14 protein-coding genes, 2 tRNA genes and 2 rRNA genes are annotated in these 21,569 nt (G+C 59.5%); 10 read left to right on the forward strand and 8 right to left on the reverse strand.

The genetic code is table 11. The features are described 5' to 3' along the window. Positions 1-120: 120 nt before the first annotated feature. The 6 genes from AAGS40_RS13985 to AAGS40_RS14010 form a co-directional block, all read right to left on the reverse strand. Positions 121-3,004: ribosomal RNA gene (locus AAGS40_RS13985) — 23S ribosomal RNA — on the reverse strand. A 316-nt stretch (positions 3,005-3,320) separates the two neighbouring features. Next, positions 3,321-3,396, reverse strand: a tRNA-Ala gene (locus AAGS40_RS13990). Positions 3,397-3,465: 69 nt separating this feature from the next. Further along, a tRNA-Ile gene (locus AAGS40_RS13995) sits at positions 3,466-3,542 on the reverse strand. A 95-nt stretch (positions 3,543-3,637) separates the two neighbouring features. Then, positions 3,638-5,170 (reverse strand): 16S ribosomal RNA (locus AAGS40_RS14000). Together the 16S and 23S rRNA genes with 2 tRNA genes alongside form the textbook arrangement of a ribosomal RNA operon. Before the next feature lie 472 nt (positions 5,171-5,642). Continuing rightward, complete coding sequence (locus AAGS40_RS14005; RefSeq protein WP_345812051.1) at positions 5,643-6,932, reverse strand: SGNH/GDSL hydrolase family protein; 1,290 nt, start codon at positions 6,930-6,932, stop codon at positions 5,643-5,645. A 97-nt stretch (positions 6,933-7,029) separates the two neighbouring features. Further along, positions 7,030-8,655, reverse strand: a complete 1,626-nt coding sequence (locus tag AAGS40_RS14010) for an NAD(P)/FAD-dependent oxidoreductase (RefSeq protein ID WP_345812052.1) — start codon at positions 8,653-8,655, stop codon at positions 7,030-7,032. Between the two features lie 215 nt (positions 8,656-8,870). Between AAGS40_RS14010 and paaA the strand changes: the two genes are divergently transcribed. The 8 genes from paaA to AAGS40_RS14050 all read left to right on the forward strand — a co-directional run bounded on the left by paaA (position 8,871) and on the right by AAGS40_RS14050 (position 15,227). Continuing rightward, positions 8,871-9,869: a 1,2-phenylacetyl-CoA epoxidase subunit PaaA gene (paaA, locus tag AAGS40_RS14015; protein ID WP_345812053.1), complete on the forward strand. Its 999-nt coding sequence runs from the start codon at positions 8,871-8,873 to the stop codon at positions 9,867-9,869. A gap of 44 nt (positions 9,870-9,913) precedes the next feature. Next, on the forward strand, positions 9,914-10,198 hold the full coding sequence (paaB, locus tag AAGS40_RS14020; RefSeq protein ID WP_007179854.1) for a 1,2-phenylacetyl-CoA epoxidase subunit PaaB: 285 nt from the start codon (positions 9,914-9,916) through the stop codon (positions 10,196-10,198). 8 nt (positions 10,199-10,206) lie between these two features. After that, entirely contained in the window at positions 10,207-11,010 is an 804-nt protein-coding gene (gene paaC / locus AAGS40_RS14025) for a 1,2-phenylacetyl-CoA epoxidase subunit PaaC (protein WP_345812056.1), read from the forward strand. A gap of 16 nt (positions 11,011-11,026) precedes the next feature. After that, a complete protein-coding gene (paaD, locus tag AAGS40_RS14030) occupies positions 11,027-11,578 on the forward strand; it encodes a 1,2-phenylacetyl-CoA epoxidase subunit PaaD (protein ID WP_345812057.1) in 552 nt (183 codons plus the stop codon). 1 nt (position 11,579) lies between these two features. Further along, entirely contained in the window at positions 11,580-12,668 is a 1,089-nt protein-coding gene (paaE, locus tag AAGS40_RS14035; RefSeq protein WP_345812058.1) for a 1,2-phenylacetyl-CoA epoxidase subunit PaaE, read from the forward strand. A 209-nt stretch (positions 12,669-12,877) separates the two neighbouring features. After that, entirely contained in the window at positions 12,878-13,690 is an 813-nt protein-coding gene (locus AAGS40_RS14040; protein ID WP_345812059.1) for a DUF1835 domain-containing protein, read from the forward strand. Positions 13,691-13,705: 15 nt separating this feature from the next. Continuing rightward, positions 13,706-14,314: a TetR/AcrR family transcriptional regulator gene (locus AAGS40_RS14045; protein ID WP_345812060.1), complete on the forward strand. Its 609-nt coding sequence runs from the start codon at positions 13,706-13,708 to the stop codon at positions 14,312-14,314. A gap of 244 nt (positions 14,315-14,558) precedes the next feature. Further along, entirely contained in the window at positions 14,559-15,227 is a 669-nt protein-coding gene (locus AAGS40_RS14050; RefSeq protein ID WP_345812061.1) for a GNAT family protein, read from the forward strand. Positions 15,228-15,311: 84 nt separating this feature from the next. Here the strand turns inward: AAGS40_RS14050 and AAGS40_RS14055 are convergent, their stop codons facing one another. Further along, positions 15,312-15,809: an Lrp/AsnC family transcriptional regulator gene (locus tag AAGS40_RS14055; RefSeq protein ID WP_345812062.1), complete on the reverse strand. Its 498-nt coding sequence runs from the start codon at positions 15,807-15,809 to the stop codon at positions 15,312-15,314. Between the two features lie 180 nt (positions 15,810-15,989). On the opposite strand from AAGS40_RS14055, the gene hppD reads away from it, so the two are divergent. Then, on the forward strand, positions 15,990-17,087 hold the full coding sequence (gene hppD, locus AAGS40_RS14060) for a 4-hydroxyphenylpyruvate dioxygenase (RefSeq protein ID WP_345812063.1): 1,098 nt from the start codon (positions 15,990-15,992) through the stop codon (positions 17,085-17,087). A gap of 181 nt (positions 17,088-17,268) precedes the next feature. On the opposite strand, the gene AAGS40_RS14065 is transcribed toward hppD, so the two are convergent. Beyond that, complete coding sequence (locus AAGS40_RS14065; protein ID WP_345812064.1) at positions 17,269-17,469, reverse strand: hypothetical protein; 201 nt, start codon at positions 17,467-17,469, stop codon at positions 17,269-17,271. Between the two features lie 364 nt (positions 17,470-17,833). Here AAGS40_RS14065 and AAGS40_RS14070 point away from each other — a divergent pair, with 364 nt between their 5' ends. Then, entirely contained in the window at positions 17,834-21,433 is a 3,600-nt protein-coding gene (locus AAGS40_RS14070; protein ID WP_345812066.1) for an indolepyruvate ferredoxin oxidoreductase family protein, read from the forward strand. Positions 21,434-21,569 lie beyond the last annotated feature (136 nt).

Genomic DNA, 21,569 nt, shown 5'->3' on the forward strand with positions numbered 1-21,569 from the left:
TGTTTCTGGCACAACACTGATCTCAACCGTGTGTGGTCTGCACAAGACCCTGCGCGTGGCGCAGGGTGGGCCTGCCATGAGTGCTTGCGCACTGACGGCTGGCCGTCACACACCTGTTATAGGATCAAGCCTTACGGGCAATTAGTATCAGTTAGCTTAACGCATTACTGCGCTTCCACACCTGACCTATCAACGTCCTGGTCTTGAACGACCCTTCAAGGGGCTCGAAGCCCCGGGGATATCTCATCTTAAGGCGAGTTTCCCGCTTAGATGCTTTCAGCGGTTATCTCTTCCGAACATAGCTACCCGGCGATGCCACTGGCGTGACAACCGGTACACCAGAGGTTCGTCCACTCCGGTCCTCTCGTACTAGGAGCAGCCCCCTTCAAATATCCAGCGCCCACGGCAGATAGGGACCAAACTGTCTCACGACGTTTTAAACCCAGCTCACGTACCTCTTTAAATGGCGAACAGCCATACCCTTGGGACCGGCTACAGCCCCAGGATGAGATGAGCCGACATCGAGGTGCCAAACACCGCCGTCGATATGAACTCTTGGGCGGTATCAGCCTGTTATCCCCAGAGTACCTTTTATCCGTTGAGCGATGGCCCTTCCATACAGAACCACCGGATCACTATGACCTGCTTTCGCACCTGTTCGACTTGTCAGTCTCACAGTCAAGCACGCTTATGCCATTGCACTATCAGCACGATTTCCGACCGTACCTAGCGTACCTTCGTACTCCTCCGTTACACTTTGGGAGGAGACCGCCCCAGTCAAACTGCCTACCATGCACTGTCCCCGGTCCGGATAACGGACCCAGGTTAGAACCTCAAACAGATCAGGGTGGTATTTCAAGGTTGGCTCCACGCAAACTGGCGTTCACGCTTCAAAGCCTCCCACCTATCCTACACAGACCGGTTCAAAGTCCAATGCAAAGCTACAGTAAAGGTTCATGGGGTCTTTCCGTCTAGCCGCGGGGAGATTGCATCATCACAAACACTTCAACTTCGCTGAGTCTCGGGAGGAGACAGTGTGGCCATCGTTACGCCATTCGTGCAGGTCGGAACTTACCCGACAAGGAATTTCGCTACCTTAGGACCGTTATAGTTACGGCCGCCGTTTACCGGGACTTCAATCAGGAGCTTGCACCCCATCATTTAATCTTCCGGCACCGGGCAGGCGTCACACCCTATACGTCCACTTTCGTGTTTGCAGAGTGCTGTGTTTTTATTAAACAGTCGCAGCCACCAGTTTATTGCAACCCCTTCACCCTCTGCCCGCAGGGGCATCAAGCTACAGGGGCGTACCTTATCCCGAAGTTACGGTACCAATTTGCCGAGTTCCTTCTCCCGAGTTCTCTCAAGCGCCTTAGAATACTCATCTCGCCCACCTGTGTCGGTTTGCGGTACGGTCACTGTCAAACTGAAGCTTAGAGGCTTTTCCTGGAACCACTTCCGATTGCTTCTTCACCGAAGTGAATGGCCTCGCACCCTTGAATTCCGCGCCCGGATTTGCCAAAGCGCCTTCTCCAATGCAAGGACCGGGACGTCCAACACCCGGACAACCTTCCGCGATCCGTCCCCCCATCGCATTTGACAATGGTGCAGGAATATTGACCTGCTTCCCATCAGCTACGCATTTCTGCCTCGCCTTAGGGGCCGACTCACCCTACGCCGATGAACGTTGCGTAGGAAACCTTGGGCTTACGGCGAGGGGGCTTTTCACCCCCTTTATCGCTACTCATGTCAGCATTCGCACTTCCGATACCTCCAGCACACTTTCCAGTGCACCTTCGCAGGCTTACGGAACGCTCTCCTACCATGCATATAAATATGCATCCGCAGCTTCGGTATATTGCTTAGCCCCGTTACATCTTCCGCGCAGGACGACTCGATCAGTGAGCTATTACGCTTTCTTTAAAGGATGGCTGCTTCTAAGCCAACCTCCTGACTGTTTTAGCCTTCCCACTTCGTTTCCCACTTAGCAATATTTGGGGACCTTAGCTGGCGGTCTGGGTTGTTTCCCTCTTGACACCGGACGTTAGCACCCGATGTCTGTCTCCCGTGATTGCACTCTTCGGTATTCGGAGTTTGCTATGGCGTAGTAATCCGCAATGGACCCCACAACCATGACAGTGCTCTACCCCCGAAGGTGATACACGAGGCACTACCTAAATAGTTTTCGGAGAGAACCAGCTATTTCCAGGTTTGTTTAGCCTTTCACCCCTATCCACAGCTCATCCCCTAACTTTTCAACGTTAGTGGGTTCGGACCTCCAGTACGTGTTACCGCACCTTCATCCTGGCCATGGATAGATCACCTGGTTTCGGGTCTACACCCAGCGACTGAAATCGCCCTGTTCGGACTCGCTTTCGCTACGCCTGCCCTAATCGGTTAAGCTTGCCACTGAATGTAAGTCGCTGACCCATTATACAAAAGGTACGCCGTCACCCCCTTGCGAAGGCTCCGACTGTTTGTATGCATGCGGTTTCAGGATCTGTTTCACTCCCCTCCCGGGGTTCTTTTCGCCTTTCCCTCACGGTACTGGTTCACTATCGGTCGATCACGAGTATTTAGCCTTGGAGGATGGTCCCCCCATCTTCAGACAGGATTTCACGTGTCCCGCCCTACTTCTCGTACACCCAGTTCTTCCTCGCTGTTTTCGTCTACAGGGCTATCACCTGCTATGGCCGCACTTTCCAGAGCGTTCGACTAACAATGAAGATAAAGAGTACAGGCTGCTCCCATTTCGCTCGCCACTACTCTGGGAATCTCGGTTGATTTCTTTTCCTGCGGCTACTTAGATGTTTCAGTTCGCCGCGTTCGCTTCGCGTAACCTATGTATTCAGTTACGGATGACCCATTCGGGCCGGGTTTCCCCATTCGGACATCTACGGATCAAAGCTCGTTTGCCAGCTCCCCGTAGCTTTTCGCAGGCTACCGCGTCCTTCATCGCCTGTGATCGCCAAGGCATCCACCACATGCACTTGTTCGCTTGACCCTATAACGGGTGCGTCTCGGCCGCATTCACTGGGAATCCGGCGTGATCCACATCGCTACAGGTTGAGTATTCGTGTTGCGCCGTATTCCAAAGCAATCTTTCGATCACTTAAAAATACATTGATACAATCACAACCCTGATTCACCTACTCACGCACCCATCTCGAGGCACGCTTTCGTGAATCTCTTTACTACTTCTTCCTGATTGTTAAAGAACGACAGCCGATAGCGCAGTTACCATCACCACGTATCGCTCTGACTGGCTCAATCGCCAATGCATAACGCTCGGTGAATACCGAACACTAGGCATTGAGGATTGGTGGAGGATGACGGGATCGAACCGACGACCCCCTGCTTGCAAAGCAGGTGCTCTCCCAGCTGAGCTAATCCCCCCGGTCATGCACAGAACAGCATCTGCTTTCCATCCCCGGGGGTCTCACCGGTCAGCCACCGCAGAATCAGTGGTGGGTCTGGATGGATTCGAACCATCGACCCCCGCCTTATCAAGACGGTGCTCTAACCGGCTGAGCTACAGACCCCTGAGTCTGTCTGCGTATGCTGTGCATGTGTGTCTTCAAAGTTCACAGCCGATAAGCGTGAGCGCTTGGTGCGTCGCCTGACGCATAAGCTCTGGAAAGGAGGTGATCCAGCCGCACCTTCCGATACGGCTACCTTGTTACGACTTCACCCCAGTCATGAATCCTACCGTGGTGACCGTCCTCCTTGCGGTTAGACTAGCCACTTCTGGTAAAACCCACTCCCATGGTGTGACGGGCGGTGTGTACAAGACCCGGGAACGTATTCACCGCGGCATGCTGATCCGCGATTACTAGCGATTCCAGCTTCACGCACCCGAGTTGCAGAGTGCGATCCGGACTACGATCGGTTTTCTGGGATTGGCTCCACCTCGCGGCTTGGCAACCCTCTGTTCCGACCATTGTATGACGTGTGAAGCCCTACCCATAAGGGCCATGAGGACTTGACGTCATCCCCACCTTCCTCCGGTTTGTCACCGGCAGTCTCCCTGGAGTGCTCTTGCGTAGCAACTAGGGACAAGGGTTGCGCTCGTTGCGGGACTTAACCCAACATCTCACGACACGAGCTGACGACAGCCATGCAGCACCTGTGTTATGGCTCCCTTTCGGGCACATCCACCTCTCGGCAGACTTCCATACATGTCAAGGGTAGGTAAGGTTTTTCGCGTTGCATCGAATTAATCCACATCATCCACCGCTTGTGCGGGTCCCCGTCAATTCCTTTGAGTTTTAATCTTGCGACCGTACTCCCCAGGCGGTCAACTTCACGCGTTAGCTACGTTACCAAGCCAATGAAGGCCCGACAACCAGTTGACATCGTTTAGGGCGTGGACTACCAGGGTATCTAATCCTGTTTGCTCCCCACGCTTTCGTGCATGAGCGTCAGTATTGGCCCAGGGGGCTGCCTTCGCCATCGGTATTCCTCCACATCTCTACGCATTTCACTGCTACACGTGGAATTCTACCCCCCTCTGCCATACTCTAGCCCGCCAGTCACAAATGCAGTTCCCAGGTTAAGCCCGGGGATTTCACATCTGTCTTAGCGAACCGCCTGCGCACGCTTTACGCCCAGTAATTCCGATTAACGCTTGCACCCTACGTATTACCGCGGCTGCTGGCACGTAGTTAGCCGGTGCTTATTCTTCCGGTACCGTCATCCGCCACAGGTATTAACCACAGCGTTTTCTTTCCGGACAAAAGTGCTTTACAACCCGAAGGCCTTCTTCACACACGCGGCATTGCTGGATCAGGCTTGCGCCCATTGTCCAAAATTCCCCACTGCTGCCTCCCGTAGGAGTCTGGGCCGTGTCTCAGTCCCAGTGTGGCTGGTCGTCCTCTCAGACCAGCTACAGATCGTCGCCTTGGTAGGCCTTTACCCCACCAACTAGCTAATCTGCCATCGGCCGCCCCTGTAGCACGAGGTCCCGAAGGATCCCCCGCTTTCCTCCGCAGAGCGTATGCGGTATTAATCCGGCTTTCGCCGGGCTATCCCCCACTACAGGACACGTTCCGATGTATTACTCACCCGTTCGCCACTCGCCACCAGGGTTGCCCCCGTGCTGCCGTTCGACTTGCATGTGTAAGGCATGCCGCCAGCGTTCAATCTGAGCCAGGATCAAACTCTTCAGTTCAAACCTGTTACTGTTTCTCGGGCTCTCTCGAACCCGGTCGCTCACTCAACGTACTGACGAATGATCCTTCCATCTCTCGACAGAAAAACCTTCCTTTCATTACTGTGTGAGACCTGATACTTTCGCTTCACCCGGCCCCGTAAGACCCGGTGTGCGCCAGCGCATCAAGCGCCCACACTTATCGGCTGTTAGTTTTTAAAGATCAGTTACGCTTCCACGAGCGCGCCGCACCGGATGACTACCTTCGCCACCCCCTGCACCGCTTCGTTTCTGCGCCCGCTGCATCAGCAGCAGAGAAACGAGATTATGAAGACTCTCTTTCGTTTCGTCAAGAGCTTTTTTGCTTTCGCTTAAAATCCCTGGCGTCACGACCGCTGGTTTCCGCCGCGGCCCTCGTTTGCAACGAGGAGGCGAATAGTAGGTGAACCACAACCGAATGACAAGGGTTTGACCCAAACATTTTTTTGACGCGTCACTTCCGAGTTGAATTGACCACCGCGTTGACCACCGCGTCGGCGGGTACCGCCTGCGCCATTGCCGCGTAGCCCGCGTCGCTCGGGTGAATATGGTCGCCGCTATCGAACTCGCGCCGCAAGCGGTCCAGATGCGCCGTGTCGCGCAAAGCGGCGTCGAAGTCGACGACACCGTCAAACGCACGCGCAGTCCGGATCCACTGGTTGACCGCCAGCCGGATGCTTTCACGCGACGGCGGTAGTGCGGCCGGCGTCAACGTCGCGCCGAACACCTTCACGCCCGCATGTCGCGCGGCGGCAATCAGCCGCTCGTAGCCTGCAATCAAATCCGGCGCCGTCACCGAGGTATGCGGGAAATCGCAATCCAGGCCATTACGCGCGGGCATCGAAGCGAAATTGATGTCGTTGATGCCAATCAGCACAATGGCAGTCTTGACGCCCGGGCGCTGCAACACGTCACGGTCGAAGCGCTTGGCGAGCGCGTCGCCGTAACAGGGAGAATCACTCAGCAGACGGTTGCCGCTAATACCCAGATTGACCACGGCAATGGATCGCTCGCCACCGCCGTTCGCGGCAAGCCGTCGCGCGAACGCGTCGGGCCATCGGCGATTCTGGTTGAGGCTGGAGCGCATGCCATCCGTGATCGAATCGCCGATCGCCGCCACCGCCGCTGACGACGGCGCAGCCGACACCGCCATCCCCGTTACCCAAACATACTGCGTAAATTTGCCGCGAAAGCCGGCCGCCGACGCATCGGCCGTATGGTCGCCAGGCGTCGACACATAATTGACCTGATTCGATACCCGGTGCCATGCGACGATCCGCTGCTCCGGTCCCACGAACACGCTCACGGCGTACGGTTTGCCTTCGACCACGTCCAGCGCAACCGGATCGCTGTCCAGCTCGCCGCCCGCCGGCACGCTCACGGCATTTTTCCCGCCGAAGGTAACGCGCGCGTCTGCGCCCACCGTAGCCGCGCCGCCATCTGAGCGGGCAACGCGCACATCCTCGATGACAAGCGGCGTCTTCCCGTACTCGTTACTCAGATGAATTCTTGCGGACGCGCCCGACAGCGTCGGGTAGATGATTTGACGCACGGTTCGTCCGGCAACGTCTGGCGCACGATATAGAGGCGGCAGATCGGCGCGCTGAGGAATCGGCTGCAGTGCCGTTGCCCAGGCGGTTACCCAGTGCGCCGAAGTGGCATCGGCGGCAAACACGGTGGTGGGAAGAGCAAATTGGGACAGCAGCGCCGCGCTACAGGCGGCGACTAAGGCGCGAATGGTCATTCGGAGAATGTGTTTCCAGGCGAAACGTGTATTGTGCCCGAAGCCACCTTTCCCGCCGGCGGCCGGCCGGTGGACATGCGCCGCGCCTCGACACCCGTCAGGCCGCGAGACGCTCGCCCATCATATTCAGCGCCAGCGCCTCGGCGACTTCAATGCCGTCGATCGCCGCCGAATAAATGCCGCCGGCATAGCCTGCGCCCTCGCCGGCCGGATACAGCCCTTCGATATTGACGCTCTGATAGTCGTCCCCGCGCTTTACCCGGATCGGCGAAGACGTGCGCGTTTCGACGCCCGTCAGCACCGCGTCATGCATCGCGAAACCGGCAATCTTGCGATCCAACTGCGGCAAGGCTTCCCGGATCGCCTCGATCACATAGTCGGGCAAAGCGGTGCTGAGATCGGTGGGATGCACGCCCGGCTTGTAGGACGGCACCACCGAGCCAAGCGACGTAGACGGCCTTCCGGCGATAAAGTCGCCGACCAGCTGTCCCGGCGCCATATAGTTACCGCCGCCGAGCTCGAAAGCCCGCTCTTCCCACTTGCGCTGGAAAGCAATGCCGGCAAGCGGGCCGCCCGGATAATCTTCCGGAGTAATCCCCACGACGATGCCCGCATTCGCGTTACGCTCCGCGCGCGAGTACTGGCTCATGCCATTGGTCACGACGCGCCCTGGCTCGGACGTCGCCGCCACGACGGTGCCGCCGGGGCACATGCAGAAGCTATAGACCGCGCGCCCATTGCTGCAATGGTGGACCACCTTGTAATCAGCGGCACCCAGCTGCTTGTGTCCGGCAAATTTGCCGAACCGGCTACGATCGATCAACCCCTGCGGATGCTCGATCCGGAACCCGAGCGAGAAAGGTTTGGCCTCGATGAACACGCCGCGCTCATGCAGCATTTCGAACGTATCGCGAGCGCTGTGCCCCACGGCCAGCACCACGTGGTCGCAACGCAGCGTCTCGCCATTCGACAGCTTCAATCCGCGCACCTTGCCCTGATCAATCTCGATATCGTCGACGCGCGTTTCGAAACGCACTTCGCCGCCCAGTTCATGAATGGTCGCGCGCATCTTTTCGACCATGCTGACAAGACGGAACGTTCCGATATGCGGACGGCTCAGGTAGAGAATGTCTTCCGGCGCGCCCGCGCGGACGAATTCATCAAGCACCTTGCGGCCGTAGTGCTTCGGGTCCTTGATCTGGCTATACAGTTTGCCGTCCGAGAACGTACCCGCGCCGCCCTCGCCAAATTGCACATTCGATTCCGGATTCAACACCGACTTGCGCCACAGCCCGAACGTATCTTTAGTGCGCTCACGAACCGCCTTGCCCCGCTCCAGAATGATCGGACGAAAGCCCATCTGAGCGAGGATCAGGCCCGCAAACAACCCGCATGGCCCCATGCCGATCACGACCGGGCGCAGCGTTGCAAGTTGCGCCGGCGCTTTAGCGACGAACTTGTACGTCATGTCGGGCGTGACGCCGCAATGCGGAACCGTGGCCAGATTCCTGAGCGCGGCCGCTTCGTCCTTGACCTCGACATCCACGATATAGGTGAGCTTGATGTCGGCGCGTTTGCGCGCGTCGTGCGCACGGCGAAACACGGTGTAACGGACCAAGGCGTCTGCAGACACCCCGAGTTCCTTGAGGCGCGCGCGGATTGCCGCCTCCAGCGCGCTCTCGGGATGATCGAGCGGGAGTTTGATTTCGCTTAGACGTAACATGAGCAATGGGAAGCAGATGGGCCGCACATCACGGCCAATTCGCAATTTTATAGGTTTAGCGTCGCCGCGGGGCAGCGGCTTCCCCGAAACGCATCCGTGCAAACGGCCTGCCGGCTCGCAGCGATTTGCCACGACGTCTCAAAAAATTTGTTAACCGACCGGTCGGTTGGTTTATACTGTGCAGACACTGACAACTTCCTCAGAGAGCGTCCCCCATGTACACGCAATCCCTGGATATCCCCGGCAACGTTTCACCGCTAGACGCGGGCGCGGATTCGCCCGAGCAGGTCAAATTCGACGCGGTCATGGAGGCCGACGGCAAGATCGAGGCCCAGGACTGGATGCCCGAGGCCTATCGCAAGACGCTGGTGCGCCAGATTTCGCAGCATGCACACTCTGAGATCGTCGGCATGCTGCCGGAAGGCAACTGGATCAGCCGCGCGCCGAGCCTCAAGCGCAAGGCGATCCTGCTCGCCAAGGTTCAGGACGAAGCCGGCCACGGTCTCTATTTATATAGCGCGGCGGAAACGCTGGGTGTATCACGCGATCAGTTGATCGCGGCGCTGCACGCCGGCAAAGCCAAGTATTCGAGCATCTTCAATTATCCGACGCCCACCTGGGCGGACGTCGGCGTGATCGGCTGGCTGGTGGACGGCGCGGCCATCATGAACCAGATTCCGCTGTGCCGTTGCACATACGGCCCGTACGCCCGCGCCATGATCCGCATCTGCAAGGAAGAGTCATTCCACCAGCGCCAGGGTTTCGATGCGCTGATGTCCATGATGGCCGGCACCGACGCGCAGCGCGAAATGGTCCAGCAAGCCGTCAATCGCTGGTGGTGGCCGGTCCTGATGATGTTCGGGCCGAGCGACAAGGATTCGATCCACAGCAATCAGTCGTCGAAGTGGGGCATCAAGCGCATTTCGAACGACGATCTTCGTCAGAAATTCGTGGACGCCACCGTCGACCAGGCCAAGGTGCTCGGCGTCACGCTGCCGGACGCGGACCTGAAGTGGAACGAAGCGCGCGGCCATTACGACTACGGCGACATCGACTGGGAAGAGTTCTGGCGCGTCGTCAACGGCGACGGCCCGTGCAACCGCGAGCGTCTCGCCACCCGTGTCAAGGCTCATAACGAAGGTGCCTGGGTCCGTGAAGCCGCCCTCGCCCACGCCGAAAAGCAGCGCCAGCGCGCGCAACAGCAAGCCGCGTGATAGCAGCGTCAAGCCACGCCAAGCAAAGAATCTGGAGATCAGCAATGAACAAGGAATGGCCGATTTGGGAAGTCTTCGTGCGCAGCAAGCAGGGACTCGACCATAAACACTGCGGCAGTCTGCACGCCGCCGACGCGCCCATGGCACTGCGCATGGCGCGCGACGTCTACACGCGCCGGCAGGAAGGCGTGAGCATCTGGGTGGTGCCTTCGTCGGCGATTACGGCGTCCGCGCCGGAAGACAAGGCGGAATTGTTCGAACCGGCTGGCGACAAGATTTACCGCCACCCGACGTTCTACACGCTCCCCGACGAAGTCAACCACATGTAAGCGCGGTCATGAACATCACGCCCCAACATCTCCAATACGTGCTGCGCCTCGCGGATACCGCGCTGATTCTCGGTCAGCGCAATACCGAGTGGTGCGGCCACGGTGCGATTCTCGAAGAGGACATCGCGCTGTCGAACATGAGCCTCGACCTGATCGGCCAGGCGCGCCTGCTTTACACGCATGCCGCCTCGCTCGAACAGCAGCTCACCGGCCGGGCCCGCACGGAAGACGACTACGCGTACTTTCGCGCCGAGCGTGAGTTTGCGAATTACACGCTTTCCGAGTTGCCGCATTACGGCCCGCTCGCAGGTACAGCGCAAGCCGAAAAAGACTATGCGGTCACGATCGTGCGCAACTTCCTGTATTCAACGCTGATGGCACATCTGTGGACCGCGCTCACGCATTCGAAGGACGAGCAACTGGCCGCTATCGCGTCGAAGTCGATCAAGGAAACCAGCTACCACGTGCACCACTCGCGCGAATGGCTCGTAAGGTTCGGCGACGGCACAGACGAGTCGCACCGCCGCGCCCAGGCCGCGCTCGACTATCTGCTGCCGTACACCCGTGAATTCTTCAGCACGGACGCAGTGGAAGAAAGCATCGCGGCGGACGGAATCGGGCCGCTCACGTCGGACCTCGAAGCAGCATGGCTCGACGACGTGCGCGCCGCGCTCGACGAAGCGACGCTAAAGCTGCCGGAAGCGGTCAAACACATCACGACGGGCAAGCACGGCGAGCATTCGGAACACATGGGTTTCGTGCTCGCGGAAATGCAAAGCCTCGCGCGCCAGCATCCCGGCGCGAGCTGGTAAGCCGGGGCGCGCGACCATGACGACCTCGACTTCGACCGACGCCAACGCCAACGCCGATCTCACGCTTCAACGTGCGTGGGCTGTGCTCGAAGCGGTGCCTGATCCGGAGATTCCGGTGGTATCGATCCGCGAACTCGGCATTCTGCGCGACGTGCGCCGCGCGGATGACGGCGCGCTCGAAGTCGTCATCACGCCGACCTACTCCGGTTGCCCGGCCATGTCGCAGATCGCCGAAGACGTCGCGCATGCGCTCGACGTCGCGCAACTGAAGCCGTATCGCGTCGCCACGGTGCTCGCGCCAGCGTGGACCACGGACTGGATGACCGCCGAGGCCCGCGAAAAGCTGCGCGCCTATGGTATCGCGCCGCCCACCGGCAATTGCGGTTCGCCTGCGCCGTCGCAGGAAAAAGTGGTGCGCTTCGTGCCGCGCGCACTGCCGGCGCCTTCGTGCCCACGCTGCGGCTCGGCGCATACCGAGCGTCTCGCGCAATTCGGTTCGACCGCCTGCAAAGCCTTGTACCGTTGCCTCGACTGCCGCGAACCTTTCGACTACTTCAAACCATACTGATATGGCCACCCCGCAATTTCATCCGCTGCGAATCCGCGAAGTACGACCCGAAACCGCCGACGCCGTCTCGGTCGCTTTCGAAGTTCCCGTGGAACTGCGCGACCACTACCGATTCACGCAGGGCCAGTTCGTCACGCTGAAAACGCACATCGACGGCGAGGAGACGCGCCGTTCATATTCGATCTGCGTGGGTGTGACCGATTATGATCGCGACGGCGAATTGCGCATTGGCATCAAGCGGGTGCGCGGCGGCCGCTTTTCGAACTTCGCGTTCGACGAGTTGAAGCCCGGTCACACGATCGACGTGATGACGCCGGACGGGCGCTTCTTTACGCATCTGAACGCTGAGCAGGGTCAGCAGTATCTGGCGTTTTCGGGCGGCTCGGGCATCACGCCGGTACTCGCGATCATCAAAACGACGCTCGAAGTCGAGCCGCGCAGCACGTTCACGCTCGTCTACGGTAACCGCAGCGTCGATCAGATCATGTTCGCGGAAGAGCTTGAAGATCTGAAGAACCGCTTCATGAACCGCTTCGTGCTCTATCACGTGCTGTCGGACGATCTGCAGGACGTCGAGCTGTTCAATGGCGTCCTCGATCAGGCGAAATGCGCGGCATTCATCGAAAACCTGCTTCCCGCCGACGCGATCGACGAAGCCTTCATCTGTGGCCCCGGCCCGATGATGGACGCCGCCGAAGCCGCGCTGAAAGCCGCGGGCGTGCCGCCGGCAAAGATTCATGTGGAGCGCTTTGGCTCGCCGCTGCCGCAAGCGGGCGTACCGCCCGTCGAGATCACCGAAGATACGCCGGCTGCCGATCTCGAAATCGTGCTCGACGGCAAGCGCCGCAAATTGCGTCTGCCGTATCAAGGTGTGAGCGTACTCGACGTCGGCCTGCGCGCCGGACTGGCGTTGCCATATGCGTGCAAAGGCGGCGTCTGCTGCACCTGCCGCGCAAAGGTGCTGGAAGGCGAAGTGAAGATGGAAAAGAACTACACGCTCGAAGAACATGAAATCCGCGATGGGTTCGTGCTCACGTGTCAGTGTCATCCGATCAGTGATCGTGTGGTGGTGAGCTTCGACGAACGTTGAGCGAGTGCGGCGGAACGTCCCTTACGACGTCCGCCGTGCTTTCAGCGGTTTCGCAATCCGCTTACACTAGGGGCCGCTCGCACCCGGGACTTCTGTTCCGGAGACGAGCGGCCCCTTTTTTCGTCACGTTTCATGTTTCATGTGTCGCGGTCATTTATAGCGCGTCACTGTCACATGTACTGTTCAACCGCCAGCCAGGCCACAAGCCGATGAGCACGATCCACCTCACCAATGGCGACGTCGCCGCCGAATCATTACGCGCGGCGTTGCGCAAAGCGGGCCGCGACGAACGCGTGCAGGCGCTGCGCGACGATCTGGCGGTCGGCCCCCTGCGCGGCATCGACGACGGGCCCGACGTGCGCGCCGACTTCTGGGATCGCGTGAGCGCTGATACCAAGCGCGACTTCATGCGCGAATTCCGAGAACAGGCAGCGTCACTCGACAAAATTTTGCACGACGAAGCCCACCTGGTGATCTGGCACGCCGAGAGCGCGGCCGACCAGTTGATGCTGCGCCGGGTCTGCTATTACTTTCGAAACAGTCCGCAGCGGTTGAACGAAGTGCGCCTTTCGATTCGCGATCTCACCGATCCGGGTGCGTGGGCACACAGCCGGAAAGACCGCGCGACATCCGTCGGCATGTTCGCGCCGGACGTGCTGCACGCCCGACTGCCAGACGCGGCGCCCATTTCCGTGCTGCGTATCAGCCGGCTCGCGCTCGAGTGGCAGGAAGTCAAACACGTCAATGGCGAAACGCGGCGGTGGCGCGATAACACGTTCATGAGCGGCAGCTTCGCCGAACTGGACGCGCTGATTCTGGACCAGCTTTGCGGCGATTGGCAGCCGGCCGCCCGAGTAGCCGCCGAACTGATGGCCGCCGAACTTGGCTACCTGGTCAGCGATAACATCGCATTATGGCGCTTGCGCGAACTGGCTTCGACGCGCCGCATCAAGCTACGGGGAAATCAGAACGCATGGCGCACGTTGGAAGTCTGCGCCGCGCTCGCCCCATGTGCACATTAAAACAATAGACGACTTATGGCCCGTACCCGAGCTCCCGACCACGAAACTCAGCGAGAGCAGATTCTCGAACTTGCCGCGGCGAAGTTTGCGCAGACCAGCTATCCGAGCACGTCGATGTCGGACCTGGCTGCCGCGAGCGGCACGTCAAAGGCGCGCCTATATCACTATTACGCGAGTAAGGAAGCGATCCTGTTCGACCTGCTGGACCGTTACACGAAGCGGCTCATGTTGATCATCGCCGAGGTGGAAGGCGCGAGCCAGCGACGCGGTCTGACTGAGCGCGAGACGTTCGCCGAATTGATCCGGGCGTTTCTGTCCGAGTACGAAACGTCGCATAGCCGGCATGTCGCGTTGCTCAACGACGTGAAGTATCTGGTCGACAATCAGCGTGAGATTATTCTGAACCGACAGCGCGACGTGGTCGCCGCATTTGCGCGCCAGCTTGCGCGCGCTTACCCGGAACGCGCCACGCGCGAAAACCAGACGGCTCTGACGATGATGGTGTTCGGCATGATCAACTGGACTTTCACGTGGCTCAAACCCGGTGGCCGCCTCGGTTATCGCGAATTTGCCGAGCAGGTGGTGGGCATGGTGGAGCACGGACTAGGCTCCGCACCTTCCTGATTGCGCAGAGCACCAATTTTCATACGAAAGCGGCACCACATTTTTGGCGAGATGCGACAGTCGGCCGCGAACGCTCGTTCCAATCACATATTCTTTCAAATCAATTGCTTACCGCCGCCTTGCTGCAGTTTTAGGCGTTCTCTTCAGTTTTACATACGGGTTTTCCCTAGTGATCCAGGCGTGTTTCCGCTAAAATGATTTTTGCGGTGCACCATGCCGCTCGATCACAAGGAGAACCCTGACCATGAATCTGATTAAACCCCGCGCTGCCGAGCCGATTACCGCGAACGACTGTTCGCCGCAGCCTGCTGGGCGTCCGTCTGCTCTGGTTCGGGAACTCACTGCGGTCGACCGTGAGCGCCTGCTGGCCCATTTCCTTGCGCTCGACGAAGACGACCGTCTGCTGCGTTTCGGCCAGATCGTGCCCGATCACGTTATCGAGAACTACGTGCGTGCAATCGACTTCACACGCGACACGGTTTTCGGCGTCTTCGACAGCCAGCTTCAACTGACTGGCGTCGGCCACCTTGCTTACTTGCCGGCCGAAGGCGATAAGCGCACTGCTGAGTTCGGCGTGTCCGTGCTGGAAAGTGTTCGCGGTCAAGGCATTGGTTCCAAGCTGTTCGAGCGCGCTGCCATTCGCAGCCGCAATACGCACGTCAGCATGTTGTATATGCACTGTCTGTCGCGCAATTCCACCATGATGCACATTGCCAAGAAAGCGGGCATGAAGATCGAGTACGCGTATGGCGAAGCAGACGCGTACCTCACGCTGCCGCCGGCGGACCAGTCCAGCATCATCGCGGAGATGCTGCAGGAGCAAGCGGCCGTGTTCGATTACGCGCTCAAGCGTCAGGCACGTCAGGCCTCCAAGCTGTTCGACGCATTCATGCCTACAGCCGCCGCAGCTTAAACTGCGCGTATAGGTTAAATAACAACAAAGGCGGCCTCGTGCCGCCTTTTTGTTTCCCGCTACGCGGACCTTGCACGATGCCGCTCACAAGATCGGCAACGCTGTCGTCTCTTTGATCTTCTCAAGAGAAAAACTCGTTTTGACGTCGATTACAGACGGATGGTGCAGGAGTTGATCCTGCACGAAGCGAGAAAAATGCGCCATGTCCTCCACCTGCACGCGTAGCAGGTAATCCATATCTCCCGTCATGGCATGGCACGCGACCACCTCGGGCCACGTCTGCACGGCCGCCTTGAAGAGGTCGGCGTGCGTGGCGTCGCCGCGCGGACTCAATGCGGGGCCACCCCGCTTCTCCAGCCTGACGTTCACATATGCCAGCAAATCAAGCCCCAAACGCTGCGCATCCAGCAACGCCACGTAGCCGCGAATCACACCGCTTTCTTCCAGCCGACGAATTCGCCGCAAACAAGGGCTTGGCGACAGGTTGATGCGTTCGGCAATTTCCTGATTTGATAGCCGGCCGTTCTCCTGAAGAATCGCCAGGATACGCCTGTCGATTGCGTCTATCTGAGTTTGAGCCATAAGCTGCCGTCCGATCGATGAGCTGCGCCATAAAATAGCGCAAGCGTACTCACGGGCGATTATCTTCGCAAGTTTTCGTCGTCAGCACGCCTTTACACTTGCGTCATTCGGTCGCATTCAAAACGCGACTACCTGAAATCCCCACGTCGCGCCACTCACGCGCAAATCAGGAGACAGACAATGCAAGTTGCAACCTGGGACAACCCGGTCGGCACCGACGGCTTCGAATTCATTGAATACACCGCACCGGACCCGATCGCGCTCGGCAAACTGTTCGAGCAGATGGGCTTTACTGCGGTCGCCAAGCATCGTCATAAAGACGTGACGCTGTATCGCCAGGGCGAAATCAACTTTATTGTCAACGGCGAGCAGGACTCGTTTGCGCAGCGCTTCACACGCCTGCACGGCCCGTCGATCTGCGCGATCGCGTTCCGTGTGCAGGACGCGGGGAAGGCGTACCAGCAGGCGCTGGAAAAAGGCGCGTGGGGTTTCGATAACAAGACCGGCCCGATGGAATTGAACATTCCCGCGATCAAGGGCATCGGCGACTCGCTGATCTATTTCGTCGACCGCTGGCGCGGCAAGAATGGCGCAGAGCCGAACAGCATTGGCAACATCGATATTTACGATGTCGATTTCGAGCCGATTCCGGGCGCAAACCCGAATCCGGTCGGCCACGGACTGACCTATATCGACCACCTGACGCATAACGTGCACCGCGGCCGCATGCAAGAGTGGGCCGAGTTCTATGAGCGCCTGTTCAATTTCCGCGAAGTGCGTTATTTCGATATCGAAGGCAAGGTGACGGGCGTGAAGTCGAAGGCGATGACCTCGCCGTGCGGCAAGATTCGCATTCCGATCAACGAAGAAGGCTCCGACACGGCTGGCCAGATCCAGGAATATCTCGACGCCTATCGCGGCGAGGGCATTCAGCACATCGCGCTCGGCAGCAATGACATCTACAAAACGGTCGACGGTCTGCGCGCGTCGAACATTTCGCTGCTGGACACGATCGACACGTACTACGAGCTCGTCAATCGTCGCGTGCCGAATCACGGCGAACCGCTCGACGAACTGCGCAAACGCAAGATCCTGATCGACGGCGCGCCCGACGATCTGCTGCTGCAAATCTTTACCGAAAACCAGATCGGCCCGATCTTCTTCGAGATCATTCAGCGCAAGGGCAATCAGGGCTTCGGCGAAGGCAACTTCAAGGCGCTCTTCGAATCGATCGAACTCGATCAGATTCGCCGCGGCGTCGTTCAAGACAAAGCCTGATGGGAACGTGCCGCGCGAAAGCGTGAGACCGTAATACTGCAATGCGCGCGGCAAAAAGAAAGGGCGAAGGTCGTAAGACCCTCGCCCTTTGACTTTGATACCGCTCTACGAAGTGCGATCGAACCGGCAGCGCTAACGAATGACCGCTGGTGTTGAATCAATGCGCTGCGTCACGCGCGCATCATGAATTCTGCTCTTCTTCGTCCGAGCGACTCTGGCGTGAATCGCGCTGCGCGCTTGAGCGTGCCGGCGCCGATTGCGCCGCACGTGTCACCGCATGCGACAGTGCCCCTGCACTAGCCGCATTTGAGCGCACGGGGACGCTCATTGCGAAGAATGTGGCCGAAACCATCAGGAAGGTCTGGATATTTCTTGTGTTCATGCGTGCTCCTTTTTCTGACTGCCCTGCTGTCGCGAGGCTTCACAAAACGTGAAGAGTTACGCGAACATTGCTCGCAGGTGGGCAGTTAGACAGTGATTTCGACCACGGTTCCGCACATTTGTAGAATTTACAGCTTGTTACAGCGCTGTTGATGTTCAAGGCGGGCCGTATGTCAATCGCGCGCAAAGCGCCCCGTCCCGCACGCGTGGGCGGCATTTTTGGAAGACTCCGGCGGCGGGTTTTCACCAGTGCTACCATCACTTAAAACACGTCAATATGGCGGCCCCGGCCCAAAGCATTCACAAGATGCCGCGGCCCAAAAATAAGTTTTGGTGATCCCAAACTGGTTGGAGGAGTACACATAATGAATGCCCCGCTCGACGCCGATCAGCGAGCTTCGCTCGAAGCCGCGCTATCTTCCGTCACGCTCGACGACAAATACACCCTTGAGCGCGGCCGCGCGTACATGAGCGGCATCCAGGCGCTGGTTCGCCTGCCGATGCTGCAACAGGAACGCGACCACGCCGCCGGCCTCAATACCGCCGGCTTCATCTCGGGTTATCGCGGATCGCCGCTCGGCGGACTGGACCAATCCCTGTGGAAAGCGAAGGCGCATCTCGCCGCCCATCAGGTCGTGTTCCAGCCCGGCGTGAATGAAGACCTGGCCGCCACGGCTGTCTGGGGCTCGCAGCAGGTCAACCTGTACCCGAGCGCGAAGTACGACGGCGTCTTTTCAATGTGGTACGGCAAAGGTCCGGGCGTCGATCGTAGCGGCGACGTGTTCAAGCATGGCAACTCGGCCGGCTCGTCGCGGCATGGCGGTGTGCTGGTGCTCGCCGGCGACGACCACGCGGCAAAATCCTCCACTCTCGCCCACCAGTCCGAGCACATCTTCAAGGCGTGCGGCCTGCCGGTGCTGTTCCCGTCGAACGTGCAGGAATATCTCGACTTCGGCTTGCACGGCTGGGCGATGAGCCGCTACTCCGGACTATGGGTCGCAATGAAGTGCGTGACCGACGTGGTCGAATCGTCGGCTTCGGTCGACATCGATCCGCATCGCACGAAAATCATCCTGCCCGAAGATTTTGCAATGCCCGAGGGCGGCCTGAATATTCGCTGGCCCGATTCGCCGCTCGTGCAGGAAGCGCGTCTGCTCGACTACAAGTGGTATGCGGCGCTCGCCTACGTGCGCGCCAACAAGCTGGATCGCGTCGAAATCGATTCGCCGCATGCGCGCTTCGGCATCATGACCGGCGGCAAGGCATACCTCGACGTGCGCCAGGCACTCACCGATCTCGGTCTCGACGACGAAACCTGCTCGCGCATCGGCATCCGTCTGTATAAGGTCGGCTGCGTGTGGCCGCTCGAAGCGCAAGGTGCGCACGCTTTCGCGCGCGGGCTGGACGAAATTCTGGTGGTCGAGGAAAAGCGCCAGATTCTCGAATACGCGATCAAAGAAGAGTTGTACAACTGGCCGGACGCGCAGCGTCCGCGCGTGTTCGGCAAGTTCGACGAAAAAGACGGCGCGGGCGGCGAATGGTCGGTGCCAATGGGCAACTGGCTGTTGCCGGCGCACTATGAACTGTCACCGGCGATCATCGCCAAGGCCATTGCCACGCGTCTGGAGAAGTTCGATCTGCCGTCGGACGTGCGCGCCCGCATCGGCGCGCGCATCGCCGTGATCGAGGCGAAGGAAAAAGCGCTGGCGCGTCCTCGCGTCGAGGCGGAGCGCAAACCGTGGTTCTGTTCGGGCTGTCCGCACAACACGTCGACCAATGTGCCCGAAGGTTCACGGGCAATGGCCGGCATCGGCTGCCATTACATGACGGTCTGGATGGACCGCAGCACCAGCACCTTCAGTCAGATGGGCGGCGAAGGCGTCGCGTGGATCGGCCAGGCGCCGTTCACCGACGACAAGCACGTGTTCGCCAACCTCGGTGACGGCACGTATTTTCACTCCGGGCTGCTGGCGATTCGCGCGGCGATCGCGTCGAAGACCAATATCACGTACAAGCTGCTTTACAACGACGCAGTCGCGATGACCGGCGGCCAGCCGGTGGACGGTGTGCTGACCGTGCCTCAGATCACCCATCAGCTTGCGGCCGAAGGCGCGACGAAAATCGTGATCGTCACCGATCAGCCGGAGAAGTATGACGGCAATGTCGGCCTCGCACCGGGCATCGACATTCATCACCGCGATCAGTTGGACGACGTGCAGCGTCAGTTGCGCGAAGTGTCGGGCACTACGATCCTGATCTACGACCAGACCTGCGCGACGGAGAAGCGCCGTCGCCGCAAGCGCGGCACGTATCCGGACCCGGCACGCCGCGTCGTGATCAATGAAGCCGTGTGCGAAGGTTGCGGCGATTGCTCGGTGAAGTCGAACTGCCTGTCGGTCGAACCGCTCGACACGGAATACGGGACCAAACGCCAGATCAACCAGTCCACCTGCAACAAGGACTTTTCTTGCGTGAACGGCTTCTGCCCGAGCTTCGTGTCCGTGGAAGGCGGCCAGTTGCGCAAGCCCAAGGCGGCTTCGGGTGTCGGCGCCGACGCGTTGCCGCCCGTGCCGGAACCGGAACTGCCGTCCATCGAGCGTCCTTATGGCGTGCTGGTGACGGGCGTCGGCGGAACGGGCGTGGTAACGATCGGCGCGCTGCTCGGCATGGCCGCGCACCTCGAGAACAAGGGTGTGACGGTCCTCGACGTCACCGGCCTCGCGCAGAAGGGCGGCGCCGTGATGAGTCACGTGCAGATCGCGCGCAATCCGCTGGACATTCACGCGACCCGCATCGCCATGGGCGAAGCGAATCTCGTCATCGGCTGCGATGCGATCGTCACGGCGAGCGACGAATGTGTGTCGCGGATGCAGGCCGGCCGCACGCGCGTGGTGTTGAACAGCGCGCACACGCCCACCGCCGCGCTCATCAAGGATCCGAACTGGCGCTTTCCAGGCAGCAGCACGGAAGCCGACGTGCGCGCGGCTGCCGGCGACGACGGCGTGGACACCGTCGACGCCAATCACTTCGCCGTTGCGCTGCTCGGCGACGCGATTTACACGAACCCGTTCGTGCTCGGCTATGCGTGGCAACGCGGCTGGATACCGCTTACGTATCAGTCGCTGATGCGCGCGATTGAACTGAACAACGTGCAGGTCGAGAAAAATCGTGCGGCATTCGAGTGGGGCCGGCGCGCCGCTCATGACCTGGCGGCCGTGCGCAAGCTGGCGCAGTCGCAAGGCCGTAGCGCGACGGCTGAAACGGCAAGCAGCAAGATCATTTCGCTCCACACGCCGAAGGCGCTGGATACGCTGATCGAAAAACGCGCAGACTATCTGACCGCGTGGCAGAACCGCGCATATGCCGAACGTTATCTCGCGCTCGTGTCGCAAGTGCGCGCGGCTGAGTCGGCGCTCGACTCGATGGACAGCCAGTTGCCGCTCACCGAAGCCGTCGCGAAGAATCTGCACAAACTGATGGCGTACAAGGACGAGTATGAAGTCGCGCGCCTCTACAGCGATCCGGCGTTCATCGAAAAGCTGAAGGCGAATTTCGAAGGCGACTGGAAGCTGCACATTCACCTCGCGCCGCCCACATTCTCGAAGAAAGACGCAAAGGGTCATCTGGTGAAGAAGAAGTACGGCCCGTGGGTGTTCCGCGCAATGCACGTGCTTGCCAGATTCAAGTTCCTGCGCGGCACGGCGCTCGACGTGTTCGGCAAAACCGAGGAGCGTCGCACCGAACGCGCGCTGATCGGCGAGTACGAAGCGCTGGTGCGTGAACTGATCGGCGGACTGACCTTGCAAAAACGCGAGCTCGCGATCGAACTGGCGAATCTGCCGGACGACATCCGCGGCTACGGTCACGTGAAGGAGAACAATCTGAAGGGTGTGCGCGTGAAGTGGAATCAGTTGCTGGCGCGCTGGCGTTCGCCGGAGGCCGGGAAATCACAGCACGCGGCATGATCTGGCGTGGTTCGGAAGGGTCATAAAAAACGCCACGGAATCACTTCCGTGGCGTTTTTCTTTGAGGCTAACTTTATTACGGCAGGCTCGTGAGGCATCTTCGCACGGCGCAGCATGAGCCGCGCCGCTGTCACGA

The organism is Paraburkholderia sp. PREW-6R, from assembly GCF_039621805.1.
Lineage (GTDB): Bacteria > Pseudomonadota > Gammaproteobacteria > Burkholderiales > Burkholderiaceae > Paraburkholderia.